This window comes from Nostoc cycadae WK-1 (genome assembly GCF_002897135.1).
Taxonomy (GTDB): domain Bacteria; phylum Cyanobacteriota; class Cyanobacteriia; order Cyanobacteriales; family Nostocaceae; genus Nostoc_B.
The window spans coordinates 169,901-186,188 of record NZ_DF978426.1 but is presented as its reverse complement, the minus strand read 5'-3'; the positions used below and the strand labels follow the sequence as shown (position 1 = coordinate 186,188).

Sequence of the window (16,288 nt, the reverse complement as noted above, 5' to 3'; positions counted from 1 at the left end):
TTAATCTCAAATTTGCCAGGTAAAAATATCAGTATTTGACTCTTTCTATTTTCTGTAAATGTGGTTTAATTGATGATATTACTTATTGCAGATAAAGTGTAATCACTAAAGATGTGATGATAAGTAGGTACAATTTATAACTATCACTCTATTTCTTTGCCGATCAAATTGGTATTTTAGAAATTTTTTCAGTTCTTTGTCTTTTTCAAATACTAAAATTAGAGAAAATTAGTATTTGGGTAGTAAAATAGAGAGTCTGATATCCATAGCATAAAAATTACTAAACAGATTTTTACATACTCATGTATTTCTGCTAATGGCATTCCTGTAAAAATGTTAGTTGTTTGCGGCGTAATGTTAGCAAAAAATGGTTATAAAAAGCCCCATTTTGGGATTTTTTTTGTTTGAACTATTGAGATACATATAGCGGTAGTCAGATATGTTAGAACAACTTGAAAGCTTGAATGCCAGGAATATTAAGACTTGCCTTCCTGCCTTCTGCTATATCTCTATTTAGCAGTGTGATTAAGCATTAAAACATCAGGCTGTGTTCCGCATCCCAGCACTTGTTATCATACCAATTTCTGCCACTGTGTTTACAGTCAGACGCATTGTTGATCCAGGGAATAGATGTAGGGTGAGTGCTAGGAGATGAGATAGCAGAACTAATTGAAGAGATGGTAGAAGAGATGATAATTATGCTAGATGTCGATAGAATAATGAAAGACCCTACAAAAAATGCACAATTAATAGGATTACAGAAATTGGCTGTAGGTTTTTTAGTCTTGAGTTGTTGAGAATGACTTTTTATACCTGCTAAAGACATAAGTCTACACTCCTTTGGTAATTGTAGCTAAAGCTAACAGTTCTCAAAGACACTAATGAAAATTACAAAAAAATCAGTCTCTTTTCTAGCTATTTATTGCTATTCTGAAAAAGAATTTTGAATTTTGGATCAGCGCCAATCAAGAATTTAAAACCGAAAGGTAGATGCAGAATTAATGTGATTTGGAAATTGAGATAATAATAAATCCCAAATTATCTGGTAATTACATCAGGCTTTTAGAATTTCTTGATATTTACCATAACTTTATTATTCAACATTTTGATGAAAAAATAATCGAGGAAAAACAGGAAATTAGTTACTGATTAATTTGAGGATATGTACTTATCGAGAAACTTTTACTTAAGGGAGTAATACTGAGAGAATGTGCTGAAACTACACGCAAGTTTGAGGAAGTTCATAGCAGGATGATGCAGCAGAACCAATCAGCAAAATCTTTATTACCATCTAACTTGTGAGCAAAATCATTGTAGTCACTCTCAATCAGTTGTTAAATGCTGTTTTCATCACGCTAAGTAGAGAAACTTTGCCCATCGCAAATCTACTGAAAGCTTTAAGTTGGTTCTTAAGTATGTTTGCGAAACTCATTTGTGCATAGCACGTAAAACTAATGTGTACTGCCTCTAACTGGCAGTGATTTATTAATTTAGACTAAGTTAATTAAAGTTACATAGTACAACCTTTTTTTGGGAAGTATAAACATATATAAGATATTGCGGCTTTTATGCCTCTCTATTCAGAGTGGTCTTGATTTACGGGATGTTTTGAACATCAAGACTATAAACTTCTATTGTGTCGGTGTTTTTGAGTTATGAGCGATCGCTCTTCCCTAACTATTTTCCTGATTGATGATTGCGCTGTAGATCGTTATATCTATCGGCAGTATTTACAGCACGACAAATTTCAGTCATACAACATTGTAGAATTTGAGACAGCAAAACAGGCTATGACATGGTGTGAGCAACAAACACCAGATGTAATTTTGCTAGATTATTTAATGCCTGATGAGGATGGGCGGGAGTTTTTGCGAAAACTGAGGGAGAACCTGAATAATCAGCAATCAGCCATCATCCTGTTGACAGGAGCCGGGGATGAAATGATCGCCGTGAATGCGATGAAAAATGGCGCTCAAGATTATTTAGTCAAAAATAATTTCACGCCTAAAGCTTTACACAGCACTATTCATCATGCAGTAGAACGACTACATCTGACCCGACAGTTAGAACAAATTCGAGAACAACAACAACTAATTACCGCGATCGCCCTCCGCATTCGTCAGTCGCTAAAATTAGAAGAAATTCTCAGTACCACAGCCACAGAAGTAAGGGCGTTTTTAAAAGCTGACCGCGTACTTGTCTATCAATTTCAGCCAGATATGAGTGGTGTTATCGTGGCGGAGTCAGTGCTACCTGGTTGGACGATAGCTTTAGGCCAGCAAATCGAAGACACTTGCTTTCAACAGGGAGCCGGTAGTGATTATCGTCAAGGCAAAAAAAAAGCCATCAACAATATTTATCAAGCTGGCTTAAGCAATTGTCATCTGCATCTTTTAGAACAATTTGAAGTCAAAGCCTATCTAGTAGTACCCATTTTGGTAAAAGAGCAATTATGGGGATTATTAATTGCTCAACAATGTAGTGCTTTTCGCCACTGGGAATCTGTAGAGTTGGACTTGTTAGATCAATTAGGCGTGCAAATTGCGATCGCCATTCAACAGGCGAGTGCATATCAGCAAGTACAAACAGAACTGGCAGAACGCCAACGCGCAGAAGCATCCCTAAAAAGCAGTGAAGAGAGACTTAAACTGACTTTGAATTTTACTGGTATTGGCTATTGGGAGTGGAATCCCACTACTAAGCAAATATCTGCCAGTCAAAATGCAATTCATGGTTGTTGTGCTGAGTCGAGTGATGTGCAATTAACCCTAGAACAATGGTTCAGTCAGCTACATCCAGAGGATAGATTATGGGTTGAGCAGGAATTGAAACAGGCGATCGCCACTCAAACCGATTATGCTGTGGAATACCGAGTCGTCTGGTCAGATAATAGCATTCACTGGGTATCTGCCAAGGGGCGGGGAATTTACAATACAACCGGACAACTGCTGCGAATGCTGGGCGTGTTGATTGATATTACTGAACGTAAATTCTCAGAAGCAGAACACCAGCAGTCAGAAATACTGCGAATGGAATTAAATCTGCTGGAGCAAGTTCTGGAAGTCAGCCTGGCAGGTTATTGGGACTGGGATATTCCCAGCAATCAGGAGTATTTAAGCCCAACCTTCAAGCAAATGTGTGGCTATGCAGATCATGAGTTACCCAACACACCAGAAGCATGGCAACGTCTGATTTTTCCCGAAGATTTAGCAAATTCGCAGGAAATGTTCGGGCAACATGTTCAAAGTCGTGGGCAAATTCCCTATTATGGCGAGGTAAGATATCGACATAAGGATGGGTCTACCGTTTGGGTTATTTGTTCTGGGCGTGTTATTGCCTGGGATGAAGATGGTAATCCGCTGCGGATGATTGGTTGCCACATTGATATTACAGAACGCAAACAAATAGAAGCTCAGTTAATTGCTATTAATCGTTTACAACAGGCAATTTTAGATGGTAGTGACTATGCAATTATTTACAATAACTCCAATGGCATCCAAATCTTCAACGCCGCGGCTCAAAAAATGTTGGGCTACACAGCCGGTGAAGTTGTAAATCAAGTCAAGCCGAGTATTTTTCATGACTCGCAAGAACTCCAACAACGGGCAGTCGAACTGTCTTTGCAACTGGGTAGAGAAATTGCATCCGGTACAGAATTTTTTATGACCGTCACTCAAGATGGTAAAACCTATGAAAATGAATGGACTTACATTCGTCGAGATGGCTCTCGCTTTCCTGTATTTCTTTCGGTGAAAACCTTACGAGATACAGAAGGAAACAACATCGGATTTTTAGGTATTGCCAAAGATATTACCCAGCAAAAACAAATAGAAGCAGCCCTAAGAGACAGCCAACGCCGTTATGAAACTTTAACAGAAGCCGCACCAGTGGCAATTTTCCGGCTGGATACGACTGGTCAATGTATTTACGTGAATGATTATTGGAGCAAGCTCACAGATAGACCAACACCAGCGGCATTGGGTATGGGTTGGTTAGCGGGGTTGCATCCAGAAGACCGCCATTACTTGTGGATGAAATGGTCGCAAGGTTTTGAGCAAATACGCTATGAAGGCAGATATTTACATACAGATGAGAGTATTACTTGGTTTTACCTCCAAATACTTCCTGAAACCAATCCTTTCGGCAGCATTATTAGCTACATTGGCACCTTTACAGACATTACTGAACGCAAACAAGCAGAAGAAGCACTCCGAGAGAGCGAACGCCGCTATGCCCATTTGACAGAAGCAGCACCCGTCGGCATTTTCCGCCTGGATGCTAGTGGTCAATGTATTTATGTGAACGATCGCTGGAGCGAGATGACAGGTAGACCCATCCAGGCTGCCTTGGGGCTAGGGTGGGCAATAGCAATACACCCAGAAGATCGCGATCGCCTGAAGCAGGAATGGGAACTCAAATTTGATCAAGAAATTGTTGACCCTAGAGAATTCTATGAAAGTGAAGGCAGACATCTGCGTCCAGATGGTAGCATCAACTGGTTTTATGTACAGGTAATACCCGAAATTGATACCAACGGTAACATCAGTGGCTATATCGGTACATTAACAGATATCAGTGATCGCCAACAAGCAGAAGAAGCTCTGCGGGACAGTGAACATCGTTATGCCACCTTAGCGAAAGCGTCTCCTGTAGCTATTTTCCGCTTAGATGCCGTGGGCAACTGTGTCTACATTAATGATCGTTGGAGTGAGATGACAGGTAGATCAACATCGGCTGGATTGGGTATGGGTTGGATAGAAGCAATACACCCAGAAGACAGTGAACGGATTTTGAGAGAATGGTTTGAAGTAGAACTAGCACCAAACGAACTTTTTGACAACGAAGGTAGGCATCTGCTCCCCGATGGCAGTATTAAATGGTTTCACTGCTATGTATTACCCGAAACTAACGCCAGTGGCAAAGTGATTGGGTATATCGGCACACTCACAGATATTACTAGTCGCAAACAGACCGAAGAACAACTGCATCAACTCTCAGAAAGACTCACCTTAGCGCTGCAATCAGGCAGATTTGGCATTTGGGAATATGATTTTGCTCAAGCCAAACAAATTTGGGATGACCAAATGTATGAACTGTATGGGTTGAGCAAAGGTGAATTTACAGGTACTTATGATGCTTGGTTGAACTGTATACACCCAGAAGATCAAGATTATATGTTGGCGAGTATTCAGCAAGTTCTCGAAGGCCAGCAAGAATATAATGTTGAGTTCCGCATTGTGCAGCCAAGTGGTAAAGTTCGTTTCCTCAAAGGCTACGGTATTCTCAAGCGTAACCAAGATGGTGAACCTGTACGGGTGATTGGCGTAAACTTTGACATTACTGCTCACAAACAAGCCGAACAAGAACTGATTCGCAACCGGGATTTACGCGAAGCTATTTTTAACGAATCGGCCGATGCGATTTTTTTAGTTGATTCGTCAACGTTAATTACCCTAGATTGCAATCGTCGGGCAGTGGAATTATTTGAGTCGAAAGACAAAACTCAATTAATCAATATTAGTGGGCAAGCACTCCAGCGTCATCCATTCACTGCCAAGGAAACAGATGAGATAGTTGCAGAAATGCAATCTCAAGGTGTCTGGAGCCGAGAAATTGAATATGTGACCTTGCAAGGTAAGATTTTTTGGGGAAACATTGCGGCCAAACCAATTACAGTAGCCGGACGTACTATGAATATAGTCCGGATAACTGATATTAGCGATCGCAAACAGGCACAAGAAGCTCTGGCGAAATATGCCCATGCTGTTGAAGATTTATATAATAATGCTCCTTGTGGCTACCATTCCCTCGATCACGAAGGTCGATTAATTAAAGTCAACGAGACGGAATTGCAATGGTTGGGCTATGAGCGTGAGGAAATGATTGGTCAACCCTTGGTGAATTTTTTCACCCCAGCCAGCCGCTTGGCCTTTACCCATAACTATCCTTTCTTCAAACAGCGAGGCTGGGCAAAAGATTTAGAGTATGAAATGATTTGTAAAGACGGCAAAGTCTTACCAGTGTTGATTAATGCGACTGCCGTCAAAGATGCCAATGGCAAGTATTTATATAACCGCGCTACCTTATTTGATATTAGCGATCGCAAACAAGCTGAAGAAGAACTACAGCAAACAAATAAGCAGCTGGTGAACACTAACATTGAACTAGCCCGCGCCACTCGCCTCAAAGATGAATTCTTAGCCAATATGAGTCATGAACTGCGAACGCCGCTGAATGCCATTTTGGGTATGTCAGAAGGTTTGCAAGAAAGTGTATTTGGCTCCCTCAATGAACGTCAAGTCAAAGCGATCGCCACCATTGAACGCAGTGGCAGACATCTACTAGAACTAATTAATGACATCCTAGATTTGTCTAAAATCGAGTCTGGCAAACTGGAACTGCAATTAAGTGATGTTTCCGTTAGGAGTCTTTGTGATGCCAGTCTCACCTTTGTCAAACAAATGGCGTTAAAAAAGAATATTCGTCTCAATACTCACATTGATAGCAATATTGCCATCATTCAAGTAGATGAGCGCCGTCTACGTCAGGTACTAATCAACCTACTGAGCAATGCTGTCAAATTTACTCCAGAAGGAGGTTCTGTCACCATAGAAGTTCGACGAGAAGAAATAGAGGAAGTAACTTCTCCCCCAAATACGGCCAACCTTTGCTTCCATGTTACTGATACGGGCATTGGGATTGCTCCTGAAGAAATCGGCAAATTGTTTCAGCCCTTTGTCCAGCTTGACAGTAGCTTAAACCGCCATTACAATGGCACGGGTTTAGGTTTAGCATTGGTGCAGCGGATTGTCAAGCTGCATGGAGGAACGGTCTCAGTTAGTAGTGAACTTGGGAAGGGGAGTTGTTTCACTGTCCGTGTCCCCTGCCTTACCTGTGAGTATGTAATAACAACGCCAATCACTACTTTATTACCTAGAAATGTTTTACCTGCTGAAAATGCTCAAGTTTTGATTATTGAAGATTCTGTAGCAGCAGCAGACCAGATTACTCGCTACTTCCACGAAATGGGAATGCAGCCCATCACCTATTCTCAAGGCGGAGGAGCCGTAGAAGAAGTGCTGCGCGTTCAACCTGCATTAGTAATTTTGGATCTACAACTCCCCAATTTGTCTGGTTGGGATGTGCTTCATCAACTCAAAACTAATCCCCAAAGTCAAAATATTCCCGTGATTATTTTCTCTGTGGTAGATGAGCGTACCAAAGGAATGGCTCAGGGAGCATTTGAATATTTAGTTAAACCAATTACCCGCGCTCAACTTCAGGAAACTATAGGCAAATTGCAAAATTTGGCTTATTGTCAAGAGCAAAATCAAACTTTAGCATCAGAAGCAGCTTTAGCTAATCCTATGATTTTGTTGGTAGAAGATAATCAAGCAAATATTGATACTATCTCTGGTTATTTGGAAAGTCGAGGTTATCATTTGATTTTCGCCAACAATGGACAACAAGCCATTGATATTGTGAAAGTCCAACACCCCGACTTAATTATCATGGATATTCAAATGCCAGGAATGGATGGCTTGGAAGCAATGCGCCGCATCCGTGATGATCGGCAATTTGAGAATATGCCGATGATTGCACTCACGGCCTTGGCTATGCCAGGCGATCGCGAAACTAGTTTAGCTGCTGGAGCTAATGAATATTTAACTAAACCTGTAAAACTTAAACAGCTTGTAGCCACAATTCAAAAACTTTTAGGAAGATAGTAAAACTTGTCGATGGATATTCAACCCACTATTTTAGTAATCGACGATGAACCAGATAACTTTGATGTTGTTGAAACTTTGCTGGATGGAGAAAACTACCAGTTACACTATGCTCCTAGTGGTCAACAAGCTCTGAGTCGTCTTGATAATTTTCAGCCTGATCTGATTTTGCTTGATGTGATGATGCCCGATTTAGACGGAATGGAAGTCTGCAAGCAAATTAAGGCCAATCCCCAGTGGCAAGCGGTGCCGATTATCATGGTGACAGCCTTAACGGCTAAAGAAGATTTAGCTCGATGTCTAGGAACTGGTGCAGATGACTTCATTAGTAAACCCGTCAACGGTGTAGAATTACGCGCCAGAGTTCATTCTATGTTGCGGATTAAACAGCAGTATGACAGTTTACAATTATTGCTCAAACTGCGAGAAGATATGGTCAACATGATTGTCCACGATTTGCGAAATCCGCTGGCCAGCATTGTCTTAGGGGCGGAAATTCTCAAATTTCCAGGCTTATCAGCACAACAGCAACAAGGAAAAATCGAGCAAATTTTACTGGCTGGGCAACAATTACAATCACTAATTGATAGCTTATTGCTGATGGCAAAGCTGGAATCGGGCAAAATGGTTCTCAATTACAGCCCAGTCGATCTTTGTGCGCTATGTAGGTCAGCATTGGCAGATGTAGAAGCGATCGCAGCCCAAAAGAGAATCATCTTGATTAGTGAATTACCTGAACCTGGTGGCATGATTGAAATAGATGCTTTGATTTTCCGTCGAGTTTTGGATAATTTGTTCACTAATGCCATTAAATTTTCACCATCAAACTCTCAAGTTACCTTGCGTGCTGAATATCTACCAGCAGGTGGGGCGAAATTGCAAGTCGGTGATTCAGGTAAGGGCATTTCTGAAGAATTACGCAACATTATTTTTGAGAAATATGAAGTGGGAACTCGGATGTCGGAAGTTTCGCAAATTGGTTTAGGATTAGCTTTCTGTAAAATGGCAGTTGAAGCGCACTGCGGCACAATTAACATCGAAAATAATCATGCTAAGGGTAGTATTTTTACAGTTATAATTTAAATTTAGTAGTTCATATGGATAGTAAACAACTTTGGTATATTGTCAAGCGCAGTAGCGGAAATTGTGAAATCGTCCCCAGCAATTTAGTTAGAGACGATGATCCAGAGATTATGGAAAAGTGGGGGAGTTTTGCTTCTCAAGAAGAAGCGATCACGCGGCGAATTGGTTTAATCCGGGCTGGTAAGTGCCAACCCGTATAAATGCGTTATTTTTTCTCTGCGCTAGTGAGACCTTTGGCAGCAATCTGCTTACCTAAAATTTCCACTCCTTTAGCAAATTGTGGGTCTGCCATAGTAGCTAATTTGTCCCGCTCATGTAGCCATAAGTCTTGTCTTTGAGCATCAGTCAAATCCACCTTCACATCTGGCGCAATTCCTTCATGATTAATATCTCTACCACTAGGGGTATGATATTTAGCAATTGTTACTGCCAATCCAGAGCCATCTTCTAAGGGGCGCACCGATTGTACTAAACCTTTACCAAAAGTTTGAGTACCCACTAGAACCGCCCGCTTATTATCCTGCAAAGCTCCAGATAAAATTTCACTAGCACTAGCAGAACCTTTATCTACCAAGATGACCAATGGTTTCGTTGTCAGCGCTCGGCCGTTGGCTATTTCTCGCTCTTGCTCACCTTGGCGGTCAATAGTAGAAACAATTGTTCCTTTATCTAGCCACATCCGGGCAATTTCTATGCTGGAGAATAACAAGCCGCCTGGATTTCCACGCAAATCTAGAACATAGCCAGCAACTTGCTTAGACTCTAAATCTTTGATCGCATTTTGCATTTCCTTACCAGCATTAGCGCTGAATTGGTTCAAGCGGATGTAGCCAACATTCCCTGCTGGTGTTTGTTTTTGAGAATAACGTACTGGATGGATTTCAATTCTGGCGCGTGTAATATTAAACTGCTTGATAGTACTGTTGCGCTGAATTGTGAGCGTGACTTTGGTGTTGGGTTCACCTCGGATTAAGGATACAGCTTGGTTAGTATCCATCCCCTGAGTATTTTTATCGTTAATTTTCAGAATAACATCTTTGGCTAAAATGCCAGCTTTGAATGCTGGTGTATCTTCAATTGGCGCAATCACAACTAATTTCTTGGTTTTCTCATCCTGACTAATCGTAATACCGATACCTGTAAGTTCCCCAGAGGTATCAACCTGCATATTCTTGAATTCTTCAGGATCCATAAACCGGGTGTAAGGATCACCAAGCTTTTTCAGCATTTCCCGGATAGATTTATACGCTTCTTGCTGATTACTGTAGGACTTGTTCAGGTACTCCTTACGAACAGCCTGCCAATCTACCTGGTTAAAAGTACCATCTACGTATTGACGGTTAACGATTTGCCAAACTTCGTCTAATGTTTCTTTGGGACTTGCTTTAAATAAAGCCTGACCACGTGAGTGAATGCCCAGGCTAGTAACAGCAATTGTGGAGAGTGTTACTGCCGTAGCACCCAGAACAAGCCTACTTTTTGTAATCACCATAATGACAGCTGTGTCAGAGGGAAAATAATAGTCAGTATGCCCAATCTAACACAGCTATTCTGCAAAGACCGGGCATGTATTCCTAACTTCATTAAAATACTTGACAATCCGGCGAAATGGGGAATTCTGAAGTGTGAAGTATGAAGTATGAAATAGTTAGTTGTTTAGATTGGGTGTGCAGGTGTAAGGTGAAAATTTTCCTTTATACCTCTACACCCAACACACTCCAGTTGCTGCTCATAATCGGAGACGCTACGTGTAGCTTGCTTCCCCGTAAGGGTACAAGTCGGCAGAACCGTCCAACGCACTGGCTCCCCTATAACCCTTACTCATTAAGGATCTACCCAACGTCCGTCTGTTTTAATTAGGTTGATTAACTCCTCTACACCCTCTGTTTCTGGTACTTTTTTAATTTCTTCTCTTCCACGATATAAAGAAATGTAACCAGGAGTTTTGCCCACATACCCATAGTCAGCATCAGCCATTTCGCCAGGGCCATTTACAATACAACCCATTACAGCTATGTCTAATCCAGTTAAGTGCTTGGTGGCTTCCCGGACTTTATGTAACACTTCTTCTAAGTTAAATAAGGTGCGTCCACAGGAAGGACAAGCGACATATTCCACCATTGTTTTCCGCAATCCCAAAGCTTGCAAGATGCTGTAGCATACAGGAATTTCGTTTTCTGGTGCTTCTGTGAGGGAGACGCGGATAGTGTCACCAATGCCATCTGCCAGTAAGGTAGCAATACCAGCAGTAGATTTGATTCTGCCGTATTCACCATCACCTGCTTCTGTTACACCCAGATGTAAAGGATAATCCATGCCTAATTCGTCCATCCGTTTGGCTAACAGACGATAGGCGGCTACCATCACGGGAACGCGAGAGGCTTTCATTGAAACCACTAAGTTGCGGAAATCTAAAGACTCACAAATGCGAATGAATTCTAAAGCCGATTCCACCATTCCTTCTGGGGTATCTCCGTAGGTAAATAGCATTCTTTCTGCCAGTGAACCATGATTTACCCCAATCCGCATAGCTTTACCTTGGTCACGCAAGGAAACTACCAGAGGTTCTAGAGTTTCGCGGATTTTATCGCCAATTTCTTCAAATTCAGCTTGTGTATATTCGGTGCGATTGGTATTTGGTTTTTCAAACACATACAAACCTGGATTAATTCGGACTTTCTCGATGTGTTTGGCAACTTCTAAGGCAATTTTCATACCATTGTGATGTACATCAGCCACAATTGGCACATCTTGGTAGGTTTTAATGATTTTTTGCTTAATTTCTGCCAATGCTACAGCATGAGCGAGGCTAGGCACTGTAACACGCACGATTTCGCAGCCAACTTCGTGTAAACGACGAATCGCGGCGACAGAACCATCAATATCAAGAGTGTCTTCGTTAATCATTGACTGCACCACCACAGGGTAGCCACCGCCAATGGTGACATTACCTACCTTGACAGGGCGGGTTTTACGCCGCTGGATTGTAGTATCAAAGGTGGGTTGACTAGATGTGGTGTTGGAACTTGTAGGTGTAGGCAGAGTTTGCATAACTCTAGGAAGTAAATTTTTATAGCTAAAATATCAGATTGAACAATCTCTGTTTCTCAGATTGCCATAGTACGGGCTTGTTTTGGTGATGATATGGGAAAAAAGCGGATTGCGATCGCCATACTTCATCATATAAAACAAGAGCGATCGCACCATTACCTGCGATCGCTCTGTGGAAAAAATATTTCCCACGCCAATACCCCGCTAGGGGCAGTGTATAAGATAATCATTTCTTGGTGGTCAATATTGTTGAGAACATCATTAACATCCCACCAAGTAAAATTGCAAGCGCCAATCCACCAGTTGCCCAATCCAGCACATTAGTGTTATCCATCTTAAAAATCAACTCCGCGTTTGAGTTCTACGCCGTGATTTGCATAGTGTTTGTGGCAGTATACCTCAGAGTGGATACTGGCTAAATCAAAGTAAGCTGGTTGCTGTTGACAACGGCCAGTAATAATAATTTCTGTATCGCGGGGTTTGCGGAGTAAGGCTTGGACGATGGGTTCCACTGGGAGAAGTTCTAAATCGACAGTGGGGTTCAGTTCATCCAAGATGATAGTTTTATACAACCCAGAGGCGATCGCAGTTTTGGCAATTTCCCAACCGCGTTCGGCTTCGACATAATCTAATTCTTGCCGAGAATTGCGCCACACGATCGCATCTCGACCACAACGTTGATGATCTACCACTTCTGGGTAAGATTGTTGCAAAGCGGCGATCGCTGCATCTTCTGTATAACCGCTACCACCTTTGAGCCATTGCATAATTAACACGCGGGTAGAACCGGGATGGTTAATCCCTCTACCAATGGCTTGTAAGGCTTTACCCAAGGCGCTTGTTGATTTACCTTTACCTGCACCAGTATAAATTTCAATCCCCTCAATTAATAGCTGTTGGGCTGTGGGGTGGTGCTGCGGCTTCATTTCCGAGTGTAAATCGGCAATTTCCAATAACTTTTCTGGTGCGCCGCGTCCGGTGGCGATAATTTCTAATTCCTGGGGTTTGGCTTTTAATGTCCGCACCACTTCATCTACTGGTAGCAAACCCAAATCGAGGACGGGGTTCAGTTCATCTAAAACTACTACCGAATACAAACCAGATGCGATCGCACCTTTGGCCACATCCCAACCTCGTGCAGCTTCGGCGCGATCGTAGGGGATAATTTCTTCTGCACTAAAAAATTCGGCTCTTCCAGTCCGTACCTGATCGATTAAATGGGGAAACCCACGCTGCAAAGCTGCGATCGCACCATCTTCATCATAATCACGTTCTGGCCCTTTTAAAAACCGCAGCAGTAAAACGCGATTGCAATTAGCTGGTGTATTTATCCCTAAGCCAATCGAGCGCAAAACCACCCCTAAAGCCGCTTGGGATTTACCTTTACCCAAACCATCATAAACGTGAATTTGACCTGTAAGTCGTTCAGAACGCGCTTGCGCTGTGCGAATACCGATGCCGTTCCTTGTCATCTCTCGAAAACCTGTAACGTGGCAGTCTCTAATCTTACCTAACGTCTTGCACTTCCAGATCTAAAAAATCTCTTTTGGGTACTTCCATACAAGATTTTGCAGGATATATTAACAGGGTAAATAGGGGTATACTGGCACACCAAGATGGTAAATAGCGATCGCCATCACATACAGCAGAATTCAGGTGAATGAGGTACAAATTTTCATCACAAAGCTATATAAAAATAGGCTTTCGACTATGTTACCTCTTACCTGTTACCTACTGTAATTACCTTTGTCAGCCTCATTACCCTAACTTTACCTTCTCACCTTAAACCTTACCATTGGTTCTCTATGCTAGAAAATTTTACCCTTCCTCGACTTTTGCCGATTGGCGTAATGTTGTTTAACTTGTTATTTTTTTTAATTGCCATTCCTATTGAGGCTTACGTTGTCAATCGCCGACTCAAGTTTGACAAAAAAACCAGTATTTTTTATGCCATAGCCACCAATCTCTTTTCGGGAACCCTTGGTTGGGTTATATTTTTTGTCTTAGAACCACTGTTGCCGCCTGAAATTAAATCGGAATTAATTAATTATGTATTTTTTAATAACTTTAGATATCCCAATACCCAAGCGACTTTGATTTTAACTACTTTCATTATTTTCTTTACTACTTTTTTAATGAAATTTTTACTGTTACAGCTTTTAGTATTTACATTACGAGAAGATGGGTGGAAAAAACCAGAAATTGTCGAAACATCTCAGCGTAGACAGTTACGCCGTGCTATCCCTGGAATTAAATTACAAACAACTAATTTAGTGACTACAACATTAATAGCTAATTCTCTTAGCTATAGCGCTATTACAATTATTTTGCTAATTCGTAATAGATAAATAGCTGCATTTTTTGTCGAATAAATTATTGAAGGGTGAAATCATGAATGTTCTATTTAAAGATTTGCTGGGCATATTTAAGTTCACTGAAGATATCTATGCCAGAGTTAGAAAAATATTAGTTCCGTCTCAAGCTTATGCTTGGCAGACATTTATTTATTTAAGTGTATTTTCTGGAGTGTTATCTTATTTTGCCATAGGTTATGTCAGAGATATCATTGCAATTTGCGGTTGGTTATTTTTAATTGCTGGTACAGCTTGGTATACAACTGATGATCCACTGAGAGTTCCTGGAACTTTTATGCCTGTAGGTGCAGTAATTACAGGGTTCTTAGTCAGTGTTTTTGCTTTTGGCAATCAACAGGATGTAATTACTCCCAGAACCATCGTACTTTGGCCGACTATATCAGCTTTAATTACAGCAATTCCTGAATTTATTGAAGGTTCAGACACAGACTCAAAAGCGCAAATTCCCAAACCAGAAGTTAGACAAAAAATCATCGTTTTAGTTGCAAGTTGTATGATTTTAAGTTGCTGGTTGCAGTTTTACTTTGTCATGGATAAATGGTTACAAGAATACCCTAGTTTACGTGCAGATAATTTTCAGCGTAGTACCTTTGTTAGAAGAACAGATATTATCGAAAAAGTGCCGAAAAATGGTGTTTTAATTTTAGATAAACTGCAACCACTAGTAGAACAACAAATTGATGAAAGACCTTGGTCTCAAGTAGAAAAATGGCTCCTGGATGCAAGATTACAAGTAGGAAATTTGGGTAATAGAGTTATAGATAAACAACTGGCAAAGTATGAAGAAAAAGCTTTATGGCGTGTTGAACCGCGGGTAGTAAATACAAAATCAGGTGGATATATTTTAGATTTACTGAGTATTTGGCGCGGCCCAAGTTCTAGCCAAAAAGGTTACTACTTAAAAAAATCTTGTCGGATTGACCCAGTAGCAACTTCCACGAAAAAAGCAATTACAAGTAACAACCCAGAAGACAAGATTGCGGTTGGAGAAATAGAATGCGATCGCATAAGTAAATTTATTGCTGGTTCCCCTCCACCACAACAATAGTAAGTATGAAGTCTGAAACTTTATTTTTTAGCCTTCTGCGATTGAATATTGACAATTGACCATTGACTATTAACCAATGAGAACCTTGATAATTGCGAAGAATGTATTTCAAGAAGTAGTGCGCGATCGCATTTTATATGTGATTGGATTTTATACTTTGATTTTAGCGATCGCTGGGCGAGCATTACCGGAATTTGCTGCTACGAATGAAGATAAGATTTTGCTAGACTTTGGGATAGTGGCTATGAGTGTCATTACCTTAATTGTCGCTGTATTTGTTGGTACGGGACTGGTTAAAAAAGAAATTGATAAACGCACTATTTTGGTGTTAATTGCTAAACCAGTTAGCCGCAGCGAAATTATTGCTGGTAAATTCTTGGGTTTGTCAGCAGTTTTAGCTATTTTGATAGCCACAATGACAGCTATTTATCTAGGCTTTTTGCAACTAGAGAATATTCCTCATCCTACACTCAGTATTGTAATTGCCGCAGTTTTTTTGTTTTTACAGTTATCTTTAATCAATGCTGTGGCTATTACATTGGGTGTGTTTACAAATTCCTTGTTGGCGATAACTTTAACTTTTGGCGTGTATTTAATGGGGAATATTACGCAAGATTTAGTTAAATTAGGTCGTTTGAGTCGAAATTCAGCGATGGAACGCGTTACTCAAGGGTTATATCTAGTTTTGCCAGATTTATCCCGCTTAGATTTAAAAAATGATGCTGTTTATGGAATGCAAGCCTTACCTGATGCCAGTTTGTTAATCACAAATGCAGGCTACGGCGTACTTTATAGCATTTTTCTGTTGGCGATCGCGAGTTTTGTTTTCTCAAAACGGGAGTTTTAAATATTACTAATTATTAATTAATTCAGTGCTTCTTTCTAAAGGAAATCTAAAGAGACCCAGTAGGAATAAAAACGAAGGGTAGGATGCAGATAACCTTTCAGTAACATGGCTGAAACCAGAATCTTCGCAGGTATATACCAACATAACTAAAAGTATT

At 40.8% G+C, this 16,288-nt stretch carries 10 protein-coding genes; 7 read left to right on the top strand and 3 right to left on the bottom strand.

Annotation, left to right across the window (positions count from 1 at the left end):
- Nucleotides 1-1,655: 1,655 nt before the first annotated feature.
- Genes NCWK1_RS10395 through NCWK1_RS10385 form a run of 3 tightly spaced genes read left to right on the top strand, consistent with a single transcriptional unit; the run spans nucleotide 1,656 to nucleotide 9,010 of the window.
- Nucleotides 1,656-7,727 (top strand): PAS domain S-box protein, encoded by a 6,072-nt coding sequence (locus NCWK1_RS10395; RefSeq protein ID WP_103124660.1) that lies wholly within the window; start codon nucleotides 1,656-1,658, stop codon nucleotides 7,725-7,727.
- A gap of 12 nt (nucleotides 7,728-7,739) precedes the next feature.
- Nucleotides 7,740-8,810: a hybrid sensor histidine kinase/response regulator gene (locus tag NCWK1_RS10390; protein ID WP_103124659.1), complete on the top strand. Its 1,071-nt coding sequence runs from the start codon at nucleotides 7,740-7,742 to the stop codon at nucleotides 8,808-8,810.
- A 14-nt stretch (nucleotides 8,811-8,824) separates the two neighbouring features.
- Nucleotides 8,825-9,010: a DDE transposase family protein gene (locus tag NCWK1_RS10385; protein WP_103124658.1), complete on the top strand. Its 186-nt coding sequence runs from the start codon at nucleotides 8,825-8,827 to the stop codon at nucleotides 9,008-9,010.
- A gap of 5 nt (nucleotides 9,011-9,015) precedes the next feature.
- Here NCWK1_RS10385 and ctpC read toward each other — a convergent pair whose 3' ends face one another.
- Both ctpC and ispG read right to left on the bottom strand, forming a co-directional pair.
- Complete coding sequence (gene ctpC / locus NCWK1_RS10380; protein WP_096575348.1) at nucleotides 9,016-10,302, bottom strand: carboxyl-terminal processing protease CtpC; 1,287 nt, start codon at nucleotides 10,300-10,302, stop codon at nucleotides 9,016-9,018.
- A gap of 332 nt (nucleotides 10,303-10,634) precedes the next feature.
- Nucleotides 10,635-11,861: a (E)-4-hydroxy-3-methylbut-2-enyl-diphosphate synthase gene (ispG, locus tag NCWK1_RS10375; protein ID WP_103124657.1), complete on the bottom strand. Its 1,227-nt coding sequence runs from the start codon at nucleotides 11,859-11,861 to the stop codon at nucleotides 10,635-10,637.
- A gap of 93 nt (nucleotides 11,862-11,954) precedes the next feature.
- On the opposite strand from ispG, the gene NCWK1_RS29510 reads away from it, so the two are divergent.
- Complete coding sequence (locus tag NCWK1_RS29510; protein WP_187308115.1) at nucleotides 11,955-12,185, top strand: hypothetical protein; 231 nt, start codon at nucleotides 11,955-11,957, stop codon at nucleotides 12,183-12,185.
- Nucleotides 12,186-12,196: 11 nt separating this feature from the next.
- Here the strand turns inward: NCWK1_RS29510 and NCWK1_RS10370 are convergent, their stop codons facing one another.
- Nucleotides 12,197-13,333: a cob(I)yrinic acid a,c-diamide adenosyltransferase gene (locus NCWK1_RS10370; protein WP_096575344.1), complete on the bottom strand. Its 1,137-nt coding sequence runs from the start codon at nucleotides 13,331-13,333 to the stop codon at nucleotides 12,197-12,199.
- Nucleotides 13,334-13,666: 333 nt separating this feature from the next.
- Between NCWK1_RS10370 and fraC the strand changes: the two genes are divergently transcribed.
- The 3 genes from fraC to NCWK1_RS10355 all read left to right on the top strand — a co-directional run bounded on the left by fraC (nucleotide 13,667) and on the right by NCWK1_RS10355 (nucleotide 16,131).
- Complete coding sequence (gene fraC, locus NCWK1_RS10365) at nucleotides 13,667-14,209, top strand: filament integrity protein FraC (RefSeq protein WP_103124656.1); 543 nt, start codon at nucleotides 13,667-13,669, stop codon at nucleotides 14,207-14,209.
- 43 nt (nucleotides 14,210-14,252) lie between these two features.
- The gene (fraD, locus tag NCWK1_RS10360) at nucleotides 14,253-15,284 is read left to right on the top strand and encodes a septal junction protein FraD (RefSeq protein WP_103124655.1); all 1,032 of its coding nucleotides are present in this window, start codon (nucleotides 14,253-14,255) and stop codon (nucleotides 15,282-15,284) included.
- 76 nt (nucleotides 15,285-15,360) lie between these two features.
- Complete coding sequence (locus tag NCWK1_RS10355) at nucleotides 15,361-16,131, top strand: ABC transporter permease (protein WP_096575338.1); 771 nt, start codon at nucleotides 15,361-15,363, stop codon at nucleotides 16,129-16,131.
- Nucleotides 16,132-16,288: the final 157 nt, after the last annotated feature.

What these genes read in the sequence shown, in the direction of transcription:
- NCWK1_RS10355 (WP_096575338.1), top strand. Translation starts at nt 15,361, where the DNA reads ATGAGAACCTTGATAATTGCGAAGAATGTATTTCAAGAAGTAGTGCGC.
- ctpC (WP_096575348.1), bottom strand. Translation starts at nt 10,302, where the DNA reads ATGGTGATTACAAAAAGTAGGCTTGTTCTGGGTGCTACGGCAGTAACA.
- fraC (WP_103124656.1), top strand. Translation starts at nt 13,667, where the DNA reads ATGCTAGAAAATTTTACCCTTCCTCGACTTTTGCCGATTGGCGTAATG.
- NCWK1_RS10395 (WP_103124660.1), top strand. Translation starts at nt 1,656, where the DNA reads ATGAGCGATCGCTCTTCCCTAACTATTTTCCTGATTGATGATTGCGCT.
- ispG (WP_103124657.1), bottom strand. Translation starts at nt 11,861, where the DNA reads ATGCAAACTCTGCCTACACCTACAAGTTCCAACACCACATCTAGTCAA.
- fraD (WP_103124655.1), top strand. Translation starts at nt 14,253, where the DNA reads ATGAATGTTCTATTTAAAGATTTGCTGGGCATATTTAAGTTCACTGAA.
- NCWK1_RS29510 (WP_187308115.1), top strand. Translation starts at nt 11,955, where the DNA reads ATGGGAAAAAAGCGGATTGCGATCGCCATACTTCATCATATAAAACAA.
- NCWK1_RS10385 (WP_103124658.1), top strand. Translation starts at nt 8,825, where the DNA reads ATGGATAGTAAACAACTTTGGTATATTGTCAAGCGCAGTAGCGGAAAT.
- NCWK1_RS10390 (WP_103124659.1), top strand. Translation starts at nt 7,740, where the DNA reads ATGGATATTCAACCCACTATTTTAGTAATCGACGATGAACCAGATAAC.
- NCWK1_RS10370 (WP_096575344.1), bottom strand. Translation starts at nt 13,333, where the DNA reads ATGACAAGGAACGGCATCGGTATTCGCACAGCGCAAGCGCGTTCTGAA.